The 16,205-nt window shown below is 44.0% G+C and carries 17 protein-coding genes; 13 read left to right on the forward strand and 4 right to left on the reverse strand.

Annotated features, from left to right (window positions below; genetic code table 11):
* Positions 1–33: 33 nt before the first annotated feature.
* The 4 genes from KP803_RS13150 (at position 34) to KP803_RS13165 (ending at position 3,050) form a co-directional block, all read left to right on the forward strand.
* A complete protein-coding gene (locus tag KP803_RS13150) occupies positions 34–1,314 on the forward strand; it encodes an SAM-dependent methyltransferase (protein WP_248009292.1) in 1,281 nt (426 codons plus the stop codon).
* Positions 1,292–1,807 (forward strand): DUF2878 domain-containing protein, encoded by a 516-nt coding sequence (locus tag KP803_RS13155; RefSeq protein WP_248009293.1) that lies wholly within the window; start codon positions 1,292–1,294, stop codon positions 1,805–1,807. The genes KP803_RS13150 and KP803_RS13155 overlap by 23 nt, the downstream gene beginning before the upstream one ends.
* Before the next feature lie 34 nt (positions 1,808–1,841).
* A complete protein-coding gene (locus KP803_RS13160) occupies positions 1,842–2,453 on the forward strand; it encodes a chalcone isomerase family protein (RefSeq protein ID WP_248009294.1) in 612 nt (203 codons plus the stop codon).
* 75 nt (positions 2,454–2,528) lie between these two features.
* Positions 2,529–3,050 (forward strand): DUF3833 domain-containing protein, encoded by a 522-nt coding sequence (locus tag KP803_RS13165; protein ID WP_248009295.1) that lies wholly within the window; start codon positions 2,529–2,531, stop codon positions 3,048–3,050.
* Positions 3,051–3,204: 154 nt separating this feature from the next.
* Here the strand turns inward: KP803_RS13165 and KP803_RS13170 are convergent, their stop codons facing one another.
* A complete protein-coding gene (locus KP803_RS13170) occupies positions 3,205–4,329 on the reverse strand; it encodes a M14 family metallopeptidase (protein ID WP_248009296.1) in 1,125 nt (374 codons plus the stop codon).
* 296 nt (positions 4,330–4,625) lie between these two features.
* The gene (locus KP803_RS13175; RefSeq protein WP_248009297.1) at positions 4,626–5,060 is read right to left on the reverse strand and encodes an acyl-CoA thioesterase; all 435 of its coding nucleotides are present in this window, start codon (positions 5,058–5,060) and stop codon (positions 4,626–4,628) included.
* Between the two features lie 211 nt (positions 5,061–5,271).
* Between KP803_RS13175 and KP803_RS13180 the strand changes: the two genes are divergently transcribed.
* Positions 5,272–6,909, forward strand: coding sequence for a sensor domain-containing diguanylate cyclase (locus KP803_RS13180; protein WP_248009298.1), 1,638 nt, complete (start codon positions 5,272–5,274; stop codon positions 6,907–6,909).
* Between the two features lie 113 nt (positions 6,910–7,022).
* Here the strand turns inward: KP803_RS13180 and KP803_RS13185 are convergent, their stop codons facing one another.
* Positions 7,023–7,919: an EamA family transporter gene (locus tag KP803_RS13185; RefSeq protein WP_248009299.1), complete on the reverse strand. Its 897-nt coding sequence runs from the start codon at positions 7,917–7,919 to the stop codon at positions 7,023–7,025.
* 130 nt (positions 7,920–8,049) lie between these two features.
* On the opposite strand from KP803_RS13185, the gene KP803_RS13190 reads away from it, so the two are divergent.
* The 4 genes from KP803_RS13190 (at position 8,050) to KP803_RS13205 (ending at position 12,189) form a co-directional block, all read left to right on the forward strand.
* Positions 8,050–9,441, forward strand: a complete 1,392-nt coding sequence (locus KP803_RS13190; RefSeq protein WP_248009300.1) for an aminotransferase-like domain-containing protein — start codon at positions 8,050–8,052, stop codon at positions 9,439–9,441.
* Between the two features lie 515 nt (positions 9,442–9,956).
* Positions 9,957–10,511, forward strand: a complete 555-nt coding sequence (gene ectA, locus KP803_RS13195) for a diaminobutyrate acetyltransferase (protein ID WP_248009301.1) — start codon at positions 9,957–9,959, stop codon at positions 10,509–10,511.
* A 10-nt stretch (positions 10,512–10,521) separates the two neighbouring features.
* Positions 10,522–11,787, forward strand: a complete 1,266-nt coding sequence (gene ectB / locus KP803_RS13200) for a diaminobutyrate--2-oxoglutarate transaminase (protein ID WP_248009302.1) — start codon at positions 10,522–10,524, stop codon at positions 11,785–11,787.
* Between the two features lie 15 nt (positions 11,788–11,802).
* The gene (locus KP803_RS13205) at positions 11,803–12,189 is read left to right on the forward strand and encodes an ectoine synthase (protein ID WP_248009303.1); all 387 of its coding nucleotides are present in this window, start codon (positions 11,803–11,805) and stop codon (positions 12,187–12,189) included.
* Between the two features lie 174 nt (positions 12,190–12,363).
* Here KP803_RS13205 and KP803_RS13210 read toward each other — a convergent pair whose 3' ends face one another.
* On the reverse strand, positions 12,364–13,293 hold the full coding sequence (locus KP803_RS13210; RefSeq protein ID WP_248009304.1) for a LysR family transcriptional regulator: 930 nt from the start codon (positions 13,291–13,293) through the stop codon (positions 12,364–12,366).
* A 71-nt stretch (positions 13,294–13,364) separates the two neighbouring features.
* On the opposite strand from KP803_RS13210, the gene KP803_RS13215 reads away from it, so the two are divergent.
* The 4 genes from KP803_RS13215 (at position 13,365) to KP803_RS13230 (ending at position 16,202) form a co-directional block, all read left to right on the forward strand.
* Positions 13,365–14,336, forward strand: a complete 972-nt coding sequence (locus tag KP803_RS13215; RefSeq protein WP_248009305.1) for a DMT family transporter — start codon at positions 13,365–13,367, stop codon at positions 14,334–14,336.
* Between the two features lie 23 nt (positions 14,337–14,359).
* Positions 14,360–14,731, forward strand: a complete 372-nt coding sequence (locus tag KP803_RS13220; protein WP_248009306.1) for a nuclear transport factor 2 family protein — start codon at positions 14,360–14,362, stop codon at positions 14,729–14,731.
* Between the two features lie 22 nt (positions 14,732–14,753).
* On the forward strand, positions 14,754–15,335 hold the full coding sequence (locus KP803_RS13225) for an NAD(P)H-dependent oxidoreductase (RefSeq protein ID WP_248009307.1): 582 nt from the start codon (positions 14,754–14,756) through the stop codon (positions 15,333–15,335).
* A gap of 66 nt (positions 15,336–15,401) precedes the next feature.
* On the forward strand, positions 15,402–16,202 hold the full coding sequence (locus KP803_RS13230) for an AraC family transcriptional regulator (RefSeq protein WP_248009308.1): 801 nt from the start codon (positions 15,402–15,404) through the stop codon (positions 16,200–16,202).
* Positions 16,203–16,205 lie beyond the last annotated feature (3 nt).

Genomic DNA, 16,205 nt, shown 5'->3' on the forward strand with positions numbered 1-16,205 from the left:
ATAAAAATTATAATTTTCTATAGTGAGGTCGACATGGAACAACTAGCCAAGCAAGAGCAAAACTTAACGTATCAAAATGCGATTGAGACCGGTAGTAGTACAGGGAAATACCGACGCTTAGTGTTATCTCTTCTTAACAATCTTACTGATGCGTTTCTAGAAATTATTGATAATGATGAACATTTTGTCTTTGGTGACCAGTCAGCAACATTGCACGGAAAAATCATAGTAAGTGATGTACGATTTTATCAAGATGTTGTTCTGGGTGGCAGCATTGGTGCCGCAGAGTCGTATATTGATGGACGTTGGAATAGCCCGAATTTAACCGATGTCATTCAAGTAATGGCGCGAAATCAGCACCATCTCGATCAAATAGAAAGTCGTGTTCAATGGCTTAGTAAGCTTAAAAATCTTTTTCTCCGTCGAAAAAATATCAATTCTGAAGACGGTTCAAAAAGAAACATTTTGGCACACTATGATCTGGGCAATGAACTCTACACTCGTTTCCTCGACCCCGCTATGCAGTACTCCTGCGCGATATACAGCGATAAAGCTTCTCAATTAGAAGATGCCCAACAGCTAAAAATGAAAACCATCTGTGAGCGTCTTGACCTGAAAGAGAGCGATTCAGTGGTAGAGATTGGAACGGGTTGGGGCGGACTTGCGCTTTATATGGCACAGAATTACGGCTGCCATGTGACCACAACTACTATCTCAGATGCACAGCACGATTACGCAAACCAAAAAATTACTGAGCTTGGGTTAACAGATAAAGTCACCCTGCTTAAGCGAGATTATCGAAAACTGACAGGGCAATACGATAAGTTAGTTTCAATAGAGATGATTGAAGCCGTTGGACACGAGTATCTGCCTACCTTTTTCCGCAAGTGTTCAAGCCTACTGAAAGAAGACGGAAAAATGCTGATTCAATCGATCACCATTGCCGATAATCGCTACGAAAAATACCGTAAAAGTGTCGACTTCATTCAAAAGCACGTATTCCCTGGTGGTTGTTTACCTTCGGTATCAGTGATGTCAGATCAAATAGCGAGTAACACTGACATGGTCATTCATGAGATGCACGATATAGGGCTGCATTATGCGCGCACCTTGCATGACTGGCGCATTACGTTTGAACAACGCTGGTCTGAGATTCATGGCCTTGGTTATGATGAAGAGTTTAGACGTCTGTGGCTGTTTTATCTTTGCTATTGCGAAGGGGCGTTTCTACAACGGGTGATCAGCACCCACCATGTCGTGGCAAGAAAACCACGCTACAGAGGGCAAAGCGATGAAACGATTTTGGATTATTAACCTCGTTCTCTTTCAAGCGTGTTGGTTGTGTGCAGCCTTCTTGCCAAGCGCATTGTCTGCCCCACTTATGGTGACCTTGTGCACGATTCACTTTTGGTTATCTCCGAGTCGAAGAGAAGATGCGATCATTCTACTCCTCGTACCCTTAGGGCTTGTTGCCGACGCGGCGCAAATAAGCCTTGGCGTTTTTAGTGCAGGAGACTCGTTCTTCCCATTCTGGCTAGTGATGATGTGGGTGATGTTTACCATTAGCCTAAACCACAGCCTCGGATGGTTAAACAACTGCTCGGTAACCATTTTGATACTCATTGGCGCTATAGGCGGAACCAGCAGTTATTGGGGAGGCATGAAAGCCGGAGTCATAGAACCGCTCGTTGCCAGTCATATTGTCGTCTTATCTTTAGTCACGGTTTGGGCCATTGTTGTCCCTACCTTTGTTCATCTAAGAAGACAACTAATGCAATCAGCGCAGCAGCCTAATCCACTGAGTTAGCGATTCAGTAAAAGGAAATAAGAAGGAAATCATTATGGTGGCGACTTTAACTAAAGTACTTTCAGATTCAATGTATTGGAGGCTTATGATGTTGAGCCTGTTGCTCGTGTCCGTTGTACTCGCCAATGCTGCGGTGGCATCGCCAGTAGCTTCTTCAACTCAAGCCATCAATGCTAACCCGACCGCTTCCCTAAACAAAGTAGGTGCGGGCCAGATGGATTACCTGTTCTGGTCAATCTACAAAGCTGAATATTACCTAGATTCAGAGATAAACCAAACTACACTAACCGTGGCACAGAAACTCAGCCATGAGAGCACGCGAGCTCTTAAGATTGAATATTTAAGAACGATAGAGAGCGAAGCGCTAGTAAAAGCGACCGCTGAGCAATGGCAGTTACTTGGTTATTCACAAAACAAGATTGATCAATGGGTTACACCCCTCAAAGTCATTTGGCCTAACGTTGAATCCGGCAGCACGTTAACTGTGAAGGTGACACCACAAGGCGCAAGCCAGTTTTACTTTAATAATGCTCTGATAGGCCAAGTACAAGATGCCCAATTCGGTCAGGCTTTTCTGTCTATCTGGCTTTCTGAAAAGACCTCAGAACCAGAATTAAGACAACAACTTCTCGGTCTAAGAAAGTAGATGAATGCACTGCTATATTACTTAAGCGGTCGTCAGCTTAGTGCCGCCTTTTATTTTTATGTTAAAGGTTACCCCATGAAATTATGGACAATCGCAATATTCGTTATCGCTCTATCAGGCTGTGGAAACGCGAGCTTAGATGCGCATAAAAACACTCTGCCTGTTTTCTCATTGGAGCAGTTCTTTGATGGTGAGCTAAAAGCCTACGGCATGGTACTTGATCGTTCAGGTAATCTTTCTAGGCGCTTCGAAGTCAAACTGCTGGCAAGTTGGGAAGGCGATAAGGGTGAAATAAAGGAATGGTTTACCTTCGATGACGGCGAGAAAACCACTCGTGTTTGGCACCTTATTAATCTTGGAAATAATCAATATCAAGGGACGGCTGGCGATGTTATCGGTGTAGCACAAGGTCGCGTCGAAGGGTCTGCGCTTTATTGGAATTATCAACTAGAGATCCCAGTCGATGGTTCTATCTATGAGATCACGCTAGATGATTGGATGTTCTTAATTGATGAGAAACGACTGTTCAACAAAACAGATATGTCAAAATGGGGTTTCCATGTTGGCGAAGTGATTTTATACATAGAGAAGCTTTAAGTAATCCATTCTAGATTTAGAAACAAACGATGTTCATCTACAAAACTATGTCTACGTACTAATATAAAAGCCCAGTCCATTCGTGGTCAGGGCTTTATTTATGACGTTGTCCCGTCCTGAAATGTGTTTACATATCGAGGACTCGTATGCTCGCTTACAGCTCGTCGACTGTAGCCCAAACCGCTGCTAACATATCGTGACCAAAGGCAGAGCTGCGTTCTGGAGACCAACCGTAAAGCTCATCAGCGTGGCTAATGTGATCTTTAAATGGCATCTCAACGGTGTACGCCAAACAGTTGAACTGCTCGCCAATCCAGTTTGTACCAACCGTCATGTTTGCTTTGCCTGGTTCGTCTTTATCGTAACCAAATTCATCTTGAAACTCTGGTGTGATCGTCAGCAATGCTTGCTTGAAGTGGTTTTCTAGTTTTGCGATGCGCTCATTGTATGACGGTGTGCCTTCGCTGCCTGCAACAAAGTTATATGGAATTGCTTCGTCGCCGTGAATGTCGAGACACATATCAACGCCCGTTTCTAGCATGCGTTCACGTACAAGGAATACTTCTGGGCTGCGTTCCATAGACGGTGATTGCCATTCACGGTTAAGGTTTACGCCAATTGCGTTGGTACGCAGGTGACCACGTATGCTGCCGTCTGGGTTCATGTTAGGCACCACGTGGATGACGACTTTATCGAGCAGTGAACGGCCTACCGTATCAGTTTCGTCTAGCAGGCGAAGTAACAAACCTTCGATAAACCACTCAGCCATCGTTTCACCTGGATGCTGACGGCCGATGACCCAAATATTCTTCTTCTCTGGGGTTGGCTCACCAATCGTTAATAGGCTGATGTCGTTGTTGTCCAGGGTTTGCCCTAGAGTTTCTAACTTACATGCTGGGTGTGTTTGTGCGCCGTGCAGTAGGTCCTGATGTCGGTCGTACGAGTACGGTGCGAAATACGCAAAGTACATTGAATCATGCTCAGGAATGATCTTGAACGTTAGCTCATTACCATCAAACTTGGCAGGGATACGGAACCACTCTTCGCGATCATAAGAAGCAACGACATCGTAATCCTCCCAACCTTTAGGGTACGCCGAGGTCGCCAAGTCACCAATGGTGAACTGGTGTGGTTGGTTTGCTTCACTTTCTAGACGGAAGTGGAACCATTGAGCAATATCAGTTTGATTATCTGCAGGAATCGTTAGTTGGATGTTTTGTGGTGAATCTGCTGATACAACGTGAATGTTGCCGCTTTCGAAGTTACTGAAAATTTTCATTGTAGTTGTTATCTCTTTGTTGAGTTGCCGTAAGACTAGCACATTTATTTTCGATCAAACTAGCTACGCGGCGTGTAGTAGCACGTTATTTCGGCAACAAAAGTGTAAAGGTTAGTTAAGCTCTGAGATACGCCTATCTAACCTCACACTATCAAATGAACTTGTACACAACGGCCATTCATATTGGGTAAGTACTTTCGATATGATGATTGAAGCGATCATGGAGTTGTCGTCATACCACAATTCACACTGTAAATTTAAGCAAGCGGGTTGGGGGCCTGTTTAAGCTTCATCGCCTAATCTCTCATTGCTTCTACAGAGAAAATAGCCTGCTTAATCTTTTCTGGTAGCTCTGCTTTGGTGCCGTTTTTAAAATCGAACATCACGCAGGTTGCTTGGCCAACCGTACTTATTTTGCCTAATTTTTTACTGGCAATGTGGTACTCCATCGTAAAGCGATCCATTTGTACATCCAAAACTTTCGTACCAATGATTAACGTGTCAGGGTAGGTGATGGGTAATTTGTAGCGACAGCTGGTTTCGCCGAGTACCGGACCAATCTGGCTGTGAGCAATATTGACCAATAAACCAATCTTTTCAAAATACTCTAATCGAGCGGATTCGAAATAGCGAAAATAGACCGCATTGTTAACGTGTTGCAATGCGTCCATTTCTCCCCACGCGACAGGAATTTCGGTGATAACCGGAAACCCTGCTAATAAATCGTCCATCGCTTTTCCTTGCTTATATTGAAATTGAGTTTTTATTCTAAATCTATTTCTAAACGCTAGGTGATTGATGTTAATGAAATGTGATCTTTGCTTGTCGACGTTAAGTGGAGCACTGATGAAAAAGTCTTGTGTTGACGGGGCGTATACGCTGTTGAAACGTTAATCTCTGCTAAATTTAATAGAGTGAGACAATTGAAGTAGGGGGCAGTGAATGATATTGACGGCGAGAGTCGTTCTGCTACCTGCGTCTATTCTCATTGTGCTTGGCTTGTTTGGCTTAGTCATGATCGATCAGCAGTTACGCGGCAGCATGGCATCCAGAGTTGAGCATGAATTGCACCGGTTGGCTGAATCTTCATTGGTTACTCTAGAAGATGCCAATCGTCCTTTATCTATTGTCAATGTTGATCCTGTTTCTAAGCGCCTCGGCGAGGCTGGGCAAGTGAGAATCACGTTTGTTGACGCTTCTGGCGTCGTAGCGGGCGATTCGAACGTTGAAGCTGGTGCTGTGGGCTCAATGTCAAACCATAAGGACAGGAGTGAATTTGTTGACGCGAAAACCGTGGGCTGGGGCCATGCGTTTCGATACAGCGAGACGCTAAGAAAAGACTTTTTCTACGTTGCGGTTTATAGACCGATTGAGATTCAAGGCGAAAACATCTATTACTACGCTCGTGCTTCAGTGTCATCGGATGTACTCAAACATCAGATCACACAAATGCGAATGGCACTGCTGTCGATATTGTTAGCGGGGGTGATACTCATCAGCGCCATTGCTTTTTTGATTGTCCGACGAGCAGCAATGACGACATTAATGCGGCAAGCGGCGCTGGAAAAAGAAGTGAGTGATAAAACTGCAGAGATAGAACGAATGCATGAATTGGATTCTCTTCTCAATGCGTGCAGTGACCTGAATGAGGCAAGCAAAGTAGTAGGCAAGATCATTCCGACACTGCTCAGCAATTCATCAGGCGCGATCTCTGTATATAAATCATCACGTAATCAACTGAAAATGTTGCTTTTTTGGGGGCGTGTATGGGGTGATAGCCTTTACTACAACTCTGATCAATGTTGGGCGCTACGCAAGGGGCATGAGCATCTCTCTCGGCTTGATTCCTCACAAGTAGAATGTGAGCATTTCACGCAGGCTAAAGACAGAGCGACCTTGTGCATTCCTTTGATCGCTCACGGGGAAACCATTGGGGTTATGCATGTGCTCAAAACCCAGTTTGAAGATCAAGAGTTGGTGATAGCCAAAGCGATAGCGAAGCGCCTTGCGATGTCGATTGCTAACATTGAGCTAAAATCCAGCTTGCGTCAAATGGCGTTTAAAGACCCGTTAACACACTTGTATAACCGACGATACCTGTACGAAACCCTTGAGCAATGGTTTTCGGTTTCACACAAGAACCGGACAGAAATCGGCATTGTTATGATTGACCTTGACCACTTTAAACAGCTAAACGACAACTACGGCCATGACGCTGGCGATAAGGTTCTAAAAGAGATATCGCAATTCTTGCTTGAGGCAACCAGAGCCAGCGACATTGTGTGTCGTTACGGAGGGGAAGAGTTTTGTATTGCGATTCCAGATACCACGGCGGCTGAGCTTACCCAAACCGTGCAGAAGCTGTGTGAGGAACTGGCAGAGGTGTCCATTGAAATAGGCAGGACACAACGACTCAAGGTAACAGGCTCAATGGGGGCTTCCATTTTTACCTCTCATTGTAACTCGATTGAGAATACGATCACCGAAGCCGATGAAGCCTTGTATAACGCCAAGGAAGCAGGGCGAAACTGCGTTCGTTTTTCCAAGCTTTTAGAGGATAAGCTGAACGCTTCCGATTGAATCGTGTTTAGTGCTTAATATCGGAGGAGACAGTCAGTAGTTTGCTGAGATTCGCTACTGACTGTCTTTTTTATGGCTTCAAGAATTGTCGCTAATGTTTAGCCGATCAGTAATTAATGTTTAGTTGCAACCGATAAAAGGACAATTGGAGCTGCTTTCTTAGGGGCACGAACGATTAAGCTGATGCCAATTAAAAACAAGCTACATGCAATCACTTGGGGTACTGATAAGGTTTCATCAAAGATGACAAAGCCGCTTATCAGAGCAAATACGGGAACCAGTAAGGTTAGCGGTGCAACAGTGCTCATTGGGTATCGAATCAGCATATTGTTCCAAACCCAGTAACCAAATAGTGTGGTTGGGTATGCTTGAAACGCGACAGCAAAGCTAGTGTTCCATGTCCATTGTTGGATAGATTCAGCAAGTACTTGATCCCCATGGATGAATACTGCCAACAATAGCAGTGGGATTGGCGCAACCAGCATTCCCCAAACGTTAAAAACAAAGGCATTTTTTGTTTTTGAAGCCTTCACCACTAAACCAAACGCCGCCCACGAAACAGCGGATATCGCCACCAGAAACAGCCCAAACCCCGTGACGTTACCATTAGTAAAGGCAATGGAGATAACAAGTGCCACTGATGCGATGATAGCGCCGATGAGCTTTCTTGTTGGAAGACTCTCTTTGAGAATAAACACCCCCACGGCCATGCCTATTAATACATTGGCCTGAAGCAGCACCGAAGACATGCCCGAAGAGAGCCCTGCTGTGATTGACCAAGATGCCATGCCCCATACTCCGACACCAAAAAGAAGCCCGTAGCTGACTACATAGCGCCAAGGTACATCAGGCTTTGGGATAAAAAACACAACTGGGATCGCCGCGATAGCAAAACGAGCTGCCGTTGAGACCAATGGGTTTACATCTGAAACCCCAAGTTTGATCATTGAAAAGTTAAACCCCCATATGACCATGACGGTAATACTCAGTAATAAATCCGTTCTTTTCATCGTGCTCTCCTTTGCTTATCGCGCTTTCTTTGTATGCAAATGAGTATGTCTTGAATCACCATTGGGATACAGATACAATTTTTTACAAATAAACAGGTACAGTTGACCTGAGTCAGCGGTGAGCCTAACGATGAGCCTATACAAACGATTAGCAAAACAGTTTATTGATGACATTCAATCTGGCCAGTTGGCTCAAGGCAGCCGACTGCCGTCTCTAAGGCAACTCTCAAAGCAGCACTCGGTAAGCATGTCGACGGCGGTTAGCTGCTATCAAGAGTTAGAATCGGCTGGGTGGATAGCGGCTCGTCCACAAGCAGGGTATTACGTGAGGCAAAAAGCCTCTTCTCATTCAAAACCAACGTGGACATCGTTTAAAAGCCGAGTGTCTACCCCCTCATCGAATGCCCCTATTTATTCGCCATTTAACGGTCCGTTAGGTGTATCTAATTCTGATATTGGAGATGAAACGGCGCTTGAATTGGAACGCGGTTTTCGCCGAGTAATGCGAAGAATGGGTAGGCGGTTGACGCGTTACCCTGAGTTTCAGGGAGAACGGAGTTTAAGAGACGCACTTTCGAACCACTTTTCAACGCATGGCATTCATTTTCAAGCGGATGATCTGGTGATCACGTCGGGTTGTCTTTCTGCAATTAAAGCGGCGTTGGAATCATGCAGCCGAGAAGGGGATGCCATTGCGATTAGCTCTCCATGCTTTAATGGCATTATTGACCTGTTAGGGCAGATGTCGCGTAAGATTGTTGAGATACCTTCGCTTGAAGAAGGCATTGACCTCGACCAATTGGAGACGCACTTTAAGCAAGGCAATGTTCAAGCTGGCGTATTTTGTACGTCACACATGAATCCGCAGGGGATCACTATGTCGACGCAGCAAAAGCAGCGCTTGGCATCAATGGCGAATCAGTATCGTATCCCCGTGATTGAAGACGATGTTTATGTCGAACTCTCTTATGCGGATCACTACCCGTTACCTGCGAAATACTATGACACAGACGGTTATATTTTGTGGTGTGGGTCGTTCTCGAAAAGCCTGTCACCCAGTTATCGTTTAGGCTGGTGCTTGCCGGGTCGTTACCTTGATGTCTATCGTAGCCGCTTTGGTTCTGGCTGTTATGGCGTGGCGATACCACTGCAGCTGACTATTGCTGATTTTATCGAATCGGGTCACTACGCAAAGCACCTAAAAAGAAAGCGCTTTGAACTTCTTAACTATCGCACGGATTATCTGAATTACCTGTCAGAGAAGCTTTCTGCTGAAGTATTAATCAGTGGCTCTCAAGGCGGGCTAGTGTTGTGGCTACAAGTCCCGGGATTAAACGGAGAAGGGTTAGCCAATGATGCAATGAAGCATCAGCTGGACATTCGAATTGGCCAGACGTTCACGACGCTCGACTATTACAAAGACTGCGTCAGAATTAACATTGGCCACCCACTACAAGGTCAGGCGAAAGTGGACTTACAGCTGCTTGTTGAATTGATTGAGCAGAATAGAGTCCGAGATTAAAAGCATGTACACAAAAAAGCCATCGCTCGATTGAGCAATGGCTTAATCTACTTTTCGTATAGAAATCGAAAGTTATTCATTACTCTTTAATTAAAGGAAGAATATCGAACTTACGGTTTGGTTGCTCCATTGCACCTTTTAGCGCTTGAATGTTTGCAGCTTGACCAGCTGTACTCTTTAGCAAGTAATTAATTTTTTCCGCTTCCATCCTACAAGGTTAACCGGCCTATCTTTCTTAAAAAGCCGGTCTATGGATTGATTTTTCTTTGGCATTTTATTACTCAGTAGCACCACGCCAATTTGAACCAATACACAGTTGAAATGTTAAAGATGACAGTTTTCTCAATAATAAAAGTTAGAGTTCTAATTAATTTAATTTCGTGCTAAATGTCTTTTTATGGTGATACTTGTCACATAAAATCACTATATACTGTCCTAAATTTGATTTTGATCGCCTAGTGTGGAGGATGACGTCCAATTTATTTGTTTAGAGTTCAAAGGAAATGTACCTACACATGATTACTGCAGCTCCTTGGGTGATGTATCCCGAAATCGGTGAAGACCCAATCAAGCAGTGGGTTTTTAGTGAGCCCACGGCAGAAGATGGCGATGACGTTTACAGTCTGATTGCCTCTTGCCCTCCTCTCGATGTTAATTCTTCATATTGTAACTTTCTTCAATCCACACACTTTAGCCAAACCTGCGTTATCGCAAGATGTGAAGGGAATATTGCAGGCTTTATCTCTGGTTATCGAAAGCCTGATGAGCCCAATACTTTGTTCGTTTGGCAAGTGGCTGTTGCACCTCGATACCGAGGTAAAGGTTTGGCTTACAGCATGCTTGAAGAGTTATTGAATCGTGAGGTTCTCAAAGACGTTGATTCTGTTGAAACCACCATTACCGAAGAGAACGATGCATCTTGGGCTCTGTTTAAAAAGCTAGATAAATGCAATGGCGAGCGTGGTGAAGTCAGCACGTTTCTCGATGAAAAAACACACTTTAAGGGAAAACACGATACAGAATATTTGTATCAAATTCCGTTAATTCAATTACCTCAAAAAGGAATATAAACCGTCTATCATGGATATTTTTAGCAAGCAAGAATCTAAAGTACGTTCTTACTCAAATAGCTTTCCAGTCGTCTTCAATAAAGCGAAAGGGTGCTGGCTTGAGACCAATCAAGGTGGGCGTTACTTAGATTTTCTTGCCGGTGCAGGTTCACTTAATTACGGCCACAATAATCCAATTCTCAAGCAGTCGTTACTTGAATACATTGAGATGGATGGGATCACCCACGGTCTCGATATGCACTCAAGCGCAAAGGCTGGGTTTCTCACGGCATTGGAGCGCTATATTCTTAGTCCCCGTGAACTTAATTACAAAGTTCAATTCACTGGCCCAACAGGAACGAATGCGGTAGAAGCCGCACTTAAACTCGCGCGTAAAGTAACAGGCCGTAGTTCCATTGTTGCATTCACTAATGGCTTTCATGGCTGTACTGCAGGTGCCCTTGCGGCAACGGGCAATCAGCACCATCGCCAAGGGGCGGGGATGAGCCTTAACAATGTCACTCGAATCCCTTTTGAAGGGTATGCAGACATTGATGGCCTTAAACTTTTTGAAACTATGCTGGCGGATAACTCGGCTGGTATGGATAAGCCTGCTGCTGTGCTTCTGGAAACCGTTCAAGGAGAGGGCGGCTTGAATGTGGCGTCGAATGAGTGGCTACAGCGACTTAGCCTGATTTGTAAGCAAAACGATATATTGCTTATTGTTGATGACATTCAAGCGGGTTGTGGTCGAACTGGTACGTTCTTTAGCTTTGAGCCTTCTGGTATTAAGCCTGACATGGTGACCTTGTCTAAATCTATTGGTGGCTATGGCTTACCAATGGCTGTGGTATTGCTAAAGCCGGAATTAGATATTTGGCAGCCAGGCGAACATAACGGAACATTCCGTGGCAATAATCATGCGTTTGTCACGGCTGCGAAAGCATTGGAAGTGTATTGGTCTGATAATCAGTTTGAAACGCATATTACTCAGTGTTCAGAGGCAGTTTCAGCGGTTATTGAACGTTGCATCAAGCGCCACCCTAAACTGTTTGTTCAACAGAAAGGCCGAGGCATGATGATCGGTGTTGAATGCGTCAATGGTGATCTGTCGAGCGAGATCGCAAAGGTCTGTTTTGATAACGGTATGGTGATTGAAACCGCCGGCCCTAATGATGAAGTCGTGAAGTTTTTCTGCCCACTAACCATCACCAAATCAGAGCTAGAACAAGGCTTAAGTATTTTTGAAAATGCAGTTGAGCTTGTTGTAGAGAAGCACTTCAAAAAAGCATCGTAATTAAGGAAGAGTAAGATGATTGTTAGAACATTGGATGAGTGCCGTGACAGCGAGCGCAGAGTAGCATCGGAAACGTGGGAAAGCGTTCGTATGCTCCTTAAAGATGACAATATGGGTTTCTCTTTCCATATTACGACCATCTTTGAAAATACCGAGACACACATTCATTATCAGAATCACTTAGAGTCGGTTTATTGCATGAGCGGCGAAGGTGAAATTGAAGTGGTTGGTGGTGAAACTTACCCAATCAAACCGGGTACGCTGTACATATTAGATAAGCACGATGAACATTATCTAAGAGCGTACAAGGACAAAGAGATGGTCATGGCGTGTGTGTTTAATCCGCCAATTACCGGAAAAGAGACGCACGATGAAAATGGTGTTTATCCGTTAGTTGATTAATAAAGTTTAGCTCAGTGACTTTTAGATTGATGACGATCTGACTCGCTGAAACTATAGAAAATAAAGCCCCTAATCTTCAACCATCGATTGAAGATTAGGGGCTCTTTTATTCTTGATGTTTAACTGTCTTGAAATGCACAGTGGCTCGTAAATGCATAGGTAGTAGGGCTGGTATTACTTGCTTAGAGCCTCGCCTAAATAATCAACAAATGCCCTTACTTTGACTGGCATATGGGCACGCTCAGGAAAAATAGCCCAAATGTTTTTTTCTGGCATTTGGTACTCTGGTAGTAATTGAATTAGCTCCCCGTTATCTATGTATGGCTGCGCGATGAAGTCAGGTAAACGTGCGACTCCCGTTCCCTGCAAGCATGCGGCTAAGAGCGCTTCACTGTTGTTAACTCGGTAATTCCCCCTCACGGCGACAATCTCTATCCCATTTTTATGTTCAAAGTGCCACTCAGTCGTTTTCGATGAATAGCTGTAAATCAGAGCATTAAGTTTGGAAAGGTCAGTAGGGGTACTAGGCGATGAAATTTCGTCTAGATAGTCGCCAGAAACACAAATAAGGCTTCGGCTCGGCAATAGTTTTCGGGCAACTAAGGAAGAGTCGCTAAGCTCACCGCCTCGAATCGCAATGTCATACCCTGATTCAATAATGTCGGAATATTGATCGTCCATGACCATTTCAATGTCGACTTTTGGGTACTTTTTTAGAAAGCCGGGAATGAGTGGTGCGATCTTCAATCGGCCGAAAGACATAGGAACGCAGATTTTAAGCTTGCCAATGGGAAGTTGCTGACGGCTTGTTGCAGAGTATTCAGCTTGTTGCATCCAGTAAACTGCGTTTTGAGCGTTACTAAAATAGTGTTGCCCAGCTTCTGTCAGGCTTACTTTTCGAGTGGTTCTATGAAGTAAACGCACCCCCAATGTCGCTTCTAACTGATTGACACGTTTGCTGACGGCTGAGCGAGAAACGTTAAGGTGACGGGCCGCTTCGGCAAAGCTTTCATGCTCGGCTACGGCGAGAAAGTAGGGTATCGCGTCTAGGTTTTCCATTAGTATTGTAGAGTTATTGGAAACAATGTAATGAGTGTATGCCATATTATCATTCAAATCGATTGATAATATTCTTTCCGTTATTGAGTCAGGGTAAATAACGTTGAGGAAGCATCATGGCCAACCATTCTTTGGTATCAGGAAAGGCGAATCAAACCATATCGGTTGAATCGAACACGTCGCAAGTCTCCCAATTGTTGTACATTGTCAGTGTTGGCGTTTTCGTCGCGGTAAATTTTGCCTTGGCGAAGTACAGCGTCATGAGTGGTATTTCTCCTTTGGTGGTTTTAGCACTGCCACTGTTAGGAGCGGCGGCGATTCTATTGATCTACCTGGTTTTTAAAGGTCAATTGAAATCACTCAAAGTCGGCCACTTACGCTATTACGTTGTTGCTGGCCTATTGGGTGTAAGCCTGCCCAATTTAGCGTCAAACTTTGCACTTCAGGAGCTCGAAGCCAGTACGTTTAGCGTCTTGATCACCTTATCACCCTTATTCACATTATTGCTTTCCGTGCCATTTCAAAAGCAAGGCTTGTCTTTCAATCGAATCATCGGGATAGGCATTGGCTTTGTCGCCGTTTCACTTGTGACCTTATCTCCCGAATTCGATTTAAAAGATGACGGTCGCATTCTACTGCTTGCGCTGTCAGTGCCGTTGTTTCTCGCTATGGGCAATATCTATCGCAGTAAAGCGTGCCCGATTGATTCGGATCCCATTGCATTAGCAACTGGCGTTCTGTGTATTCAAAGTCTAATTTGGCTGCCTGTAAGTCTGAGTGTTGACGGTATTGATGGGATTTACGTTGTTCCACATTTGAACAGCCTTATTTTACTGCTGATGGCTCTCATATCTGCATCCAGTTATTTACTGACTTTTAAATTACAGAAGTTAACAGACGGACTGGGCTTTAGTCAGGTCGGCAATGTGGTGACAGTCACAGGGGTAGGCATTGGTATCTTGTTTTTTTCTGAGACATTCCACTACCGTTTGATCATTGCTTTAGTGTTGCTATTTGTTGGACTTGCCTTAACGAATGCACCGTCAAAGCCCGTTACTCTATTCAAAAATACGCAAAGAAAAATCTGATATAAACCCACAAGGAAATGAAAATGAATAATCCAACCGAATATATTCAAGCACTCTACCAAATCGTTGATAACCGAGATGTGATCGCTCTGTCTGAATTGCTTCACCCAGAGATAAGTTTCAGGTTTGGCAACGCAGATCCAGTTCAAGGAAAAGATTCTGTCGTGGACGTCAATCATCAATTTTTCGATTCTATCGCAAAAATGGGTCACAGTTTTGATGGTATCTGGCAACAAGATGATGTCATTATCTGTAATGGCGAGGTTAATTACGTAAGAAAGGATGGCAGTTTTTATGCAGCCAAATTTGCGACATTCTTAACCATAAAAGAGGGGCTGATTATCGACTACAAAATCTATGCCGATGTGTCTCAGCTCTACGCCACAAACACATGATTCGAAAGATAAGGAATATGCAGTGAAATGCTTGGTCGTATTAGCCCACCCACTTGAAAATAGTCTTTGCCGTCATTTATCCAATAAAACAGTCGTACATCTAGACTCTAAAGGATACGAGATAACCGTTAAAAACCTTTATCAAGATGAATTTGACCCAGTGTTGAGCCAATCGGAAAGGAACAGCTATTACGCTAATCCTTTTGATTCGACGCGACTCATCGATGACATCGCTCAACTGCGTGACGCGGAGTCACTTGTGCTGATATTTCCGACATGGTGGTTTGGCTTTCCAGCTATTTTGAAAGGATGGTTTGACCGAGTATGGGCTCCAGGCCATGCCTATGACCACGCCTCAGATCTTGGTGCGATTACACCTCGATTGGACAACTTAAAAGAAGTAAAGGTACTGACGACATTAGGTTCACCGTGGTGGGTGGATACCTTTGTATTATGGAAACCAGTAAAACGAATTCTAAAATTTGCTTTATTAGGGGAATGCACCAAGGGATGCACATTCAAAATGTTGTCATTCTACAAAAGCGAGAGTGCTTCAACGTCTCGTGTTGAGCGTTTTGTTGGTAAAATTAAGGCAACGTTTTAGTGACAAATTCTTGAGGATGTCAGTCGTATTGATTCAAATGATCACGCTAAGGATTGGAGGATAGATTTGGAAACATCGAAAATATGGCGAAATGAAACGTTTTCAGGTGTAGAGCTTTTGTCTGCAAGTTACACCACGTTTGAGTTTTCAAAACATTGGCACGACGAACTGGCGATTGGCATTATCGAAGAGGGGGCTGAAGGCCTGTTCTATCGCGGAAGCAATTTAGTCATACCCAAGCATCATATCGTCGCAATCAACCCTGCTGAAGTTCACACCGGATTTTCAGGTGGTTCTGATGGTTGGCGCTATCGAATGTTCTATTTCAACCTTGAAGAATTGGCTCATCAATTTGCTAACCATGGCATGCCGATTAATCCTATTGTTGAACGCCCAATGATTTACGATGAAGCACTATTTGATGAGTTATTACGGCTGCACATATCACTTGAACAGTCCGCCTTTGAATTAAGCAAAGAGTCGTTCTATATATTGGCACTTGAGAAGTTGTTTACGCGTTATGGCTCAGCAAGGGAAGATAAAGTGTATAGCGTTTGTACCAAAAGCAGTTATTTGGCGAGAGACTTTATACGCGATAATTTTGATTCCAACCCTTCTCTGTCTGAATTAGAGATTGTTTCTGGTTGCTCAAAATTTCAATTGATTCGAAGCTTTAAAGCCGTATTTGGTATTACTCCACATCAATATCTTCTTTTGATAAAAGTGAAGCAGGCCAAAGCGTTGCTAGCACAAGGTTCGAGTTGTGTTGATGCTTCGCTAGCCTGTGGTTTTTATGATCAAAGCCATTTTACGCGTAATTTCAAAAAGGCGTTTGGCATCTCCCCGTCGAACTATCGAGCTCGATAAACC

Origin of the sequence: Vibrio amylolyticus (assembly GCF_023145695.1) — a bacterium.
GTDB classification, from domain to species: domain Bacteria; phylum Pseudomonadota; class Gammaproteobacteria; order Enterobacterales; family Vibrionaceae; genus Vibrio; species Vibrio amylolyticus.

What these genes read in the sequence shown, in the direction of transcription:
- KP803_RS13150 (WP_248009292.1), top strand. Translation starts at nt 34, where the DNA reads ATGGAACAACTAGCCAAGCAAGAGCAAAACTTAACGTATCAAAATGCG.
- KP803_RS13155 (WP_248009293.1), top strand. Translation starts at nt 1,292, where the DNA reads ATGAAACGATTTTGGATTATTAACCTCGTTCTCTTTCAAGCGTGTTGG.
- KP803_RS13160 (WP_248009294.1), top strand. Translation starts at nt 1,842, where the DNA reads ATGGTGGCGACTTTAACTAAAGTACTTTCAGATTCAATGTATTGGAGG.
- KP803_RS13165 (WP_248009295.1), top strand. Translation starts at nt 2,529, where the DNA reads ATGAAATTATGGACAATCGCAATATTCGTTATCGCTCTATCAGGCTGT.
- KP803_RS13170 (WP_248009296.1), bottom strand. Translation starts at nt 4,329, where the DNA reads ATGAAAATTTTCAGTAACTTCGAAAGCGGCAACATTCACGTTGTATCA.
- KP803_RS13175 (WP_248009297.1), bottom strand. Translation starts at nt 5,060, where the DNA reads ATGGACGATTTATTAGCAGGGTTTCCGGTTATCACCGAAATTCCTGTC.
- KP803_RS13180 (WP_248009298.1), top strand. Translation starts at nt 5,272, where the DNA reads ATGATATTGACGGCGAGAGTCGTTCTGCTACCTGCGTCTATTCTCATT.
- KP803_RS13185 (WP_248009299.1), bottom strand. Translation starts at nt 7,919, where the DNA reads ATGAAAAGAACGGATTTATTACTGAGTATTACCGTCATGGTCATATGG.
- KP803_RS13190 (WP_248009300.1), top strand. Translation starts at nt 8,050, where the DNA reads ATGAGCCTATACAAACGATTAGCAAAACAGTTTATTGATGACATTCAA.
- ectA (WP_248009301.1), top strand. Translation starts at nt 9,957, where the DNA reads ATGATTACTGCAGCTCCTTGGGTGATGTATCCCGAAATCGGTGAAGAC.
- ectB (WP_248009302.1), top strand. Translation starts at nt 10,522, where the DNA reads ATGGATATTTTTAGCAAGCAAGAATCTAAAGTACGTTCTTACTCAAAT.
- KP803_RS13205 (WP_248009303.1), top strand. Translation starts at nt 11,803, where the DNA reads ATGATTGTTAGAACATTGGATGAGTGCCGTGACAGCGAGCGCAGAGTA.
- KP803_RS13210 (WP_248009304.1), bottom strand. Translation starts at nt 13,293, where the DNA reads ATGGCATACACTCATTACATTGTTTCCAATAACTCTACAATACTAATG.
- KP803_RS13215 (WP_248009305.1), top strand. Translation starts at nt 13,365, where the DNA reads ATGGCCAACCATTCTTTGGTATCAGGAAAGGCGAATCAAACCATATCG.
- KP803_RS13220 (WP_248009306.1), top strand. Translation starts at nt 14,360, where the DNA reads ATGAATAATCCAACCGAATATATTCAAGCACTCTACCAAATCGTTGAT.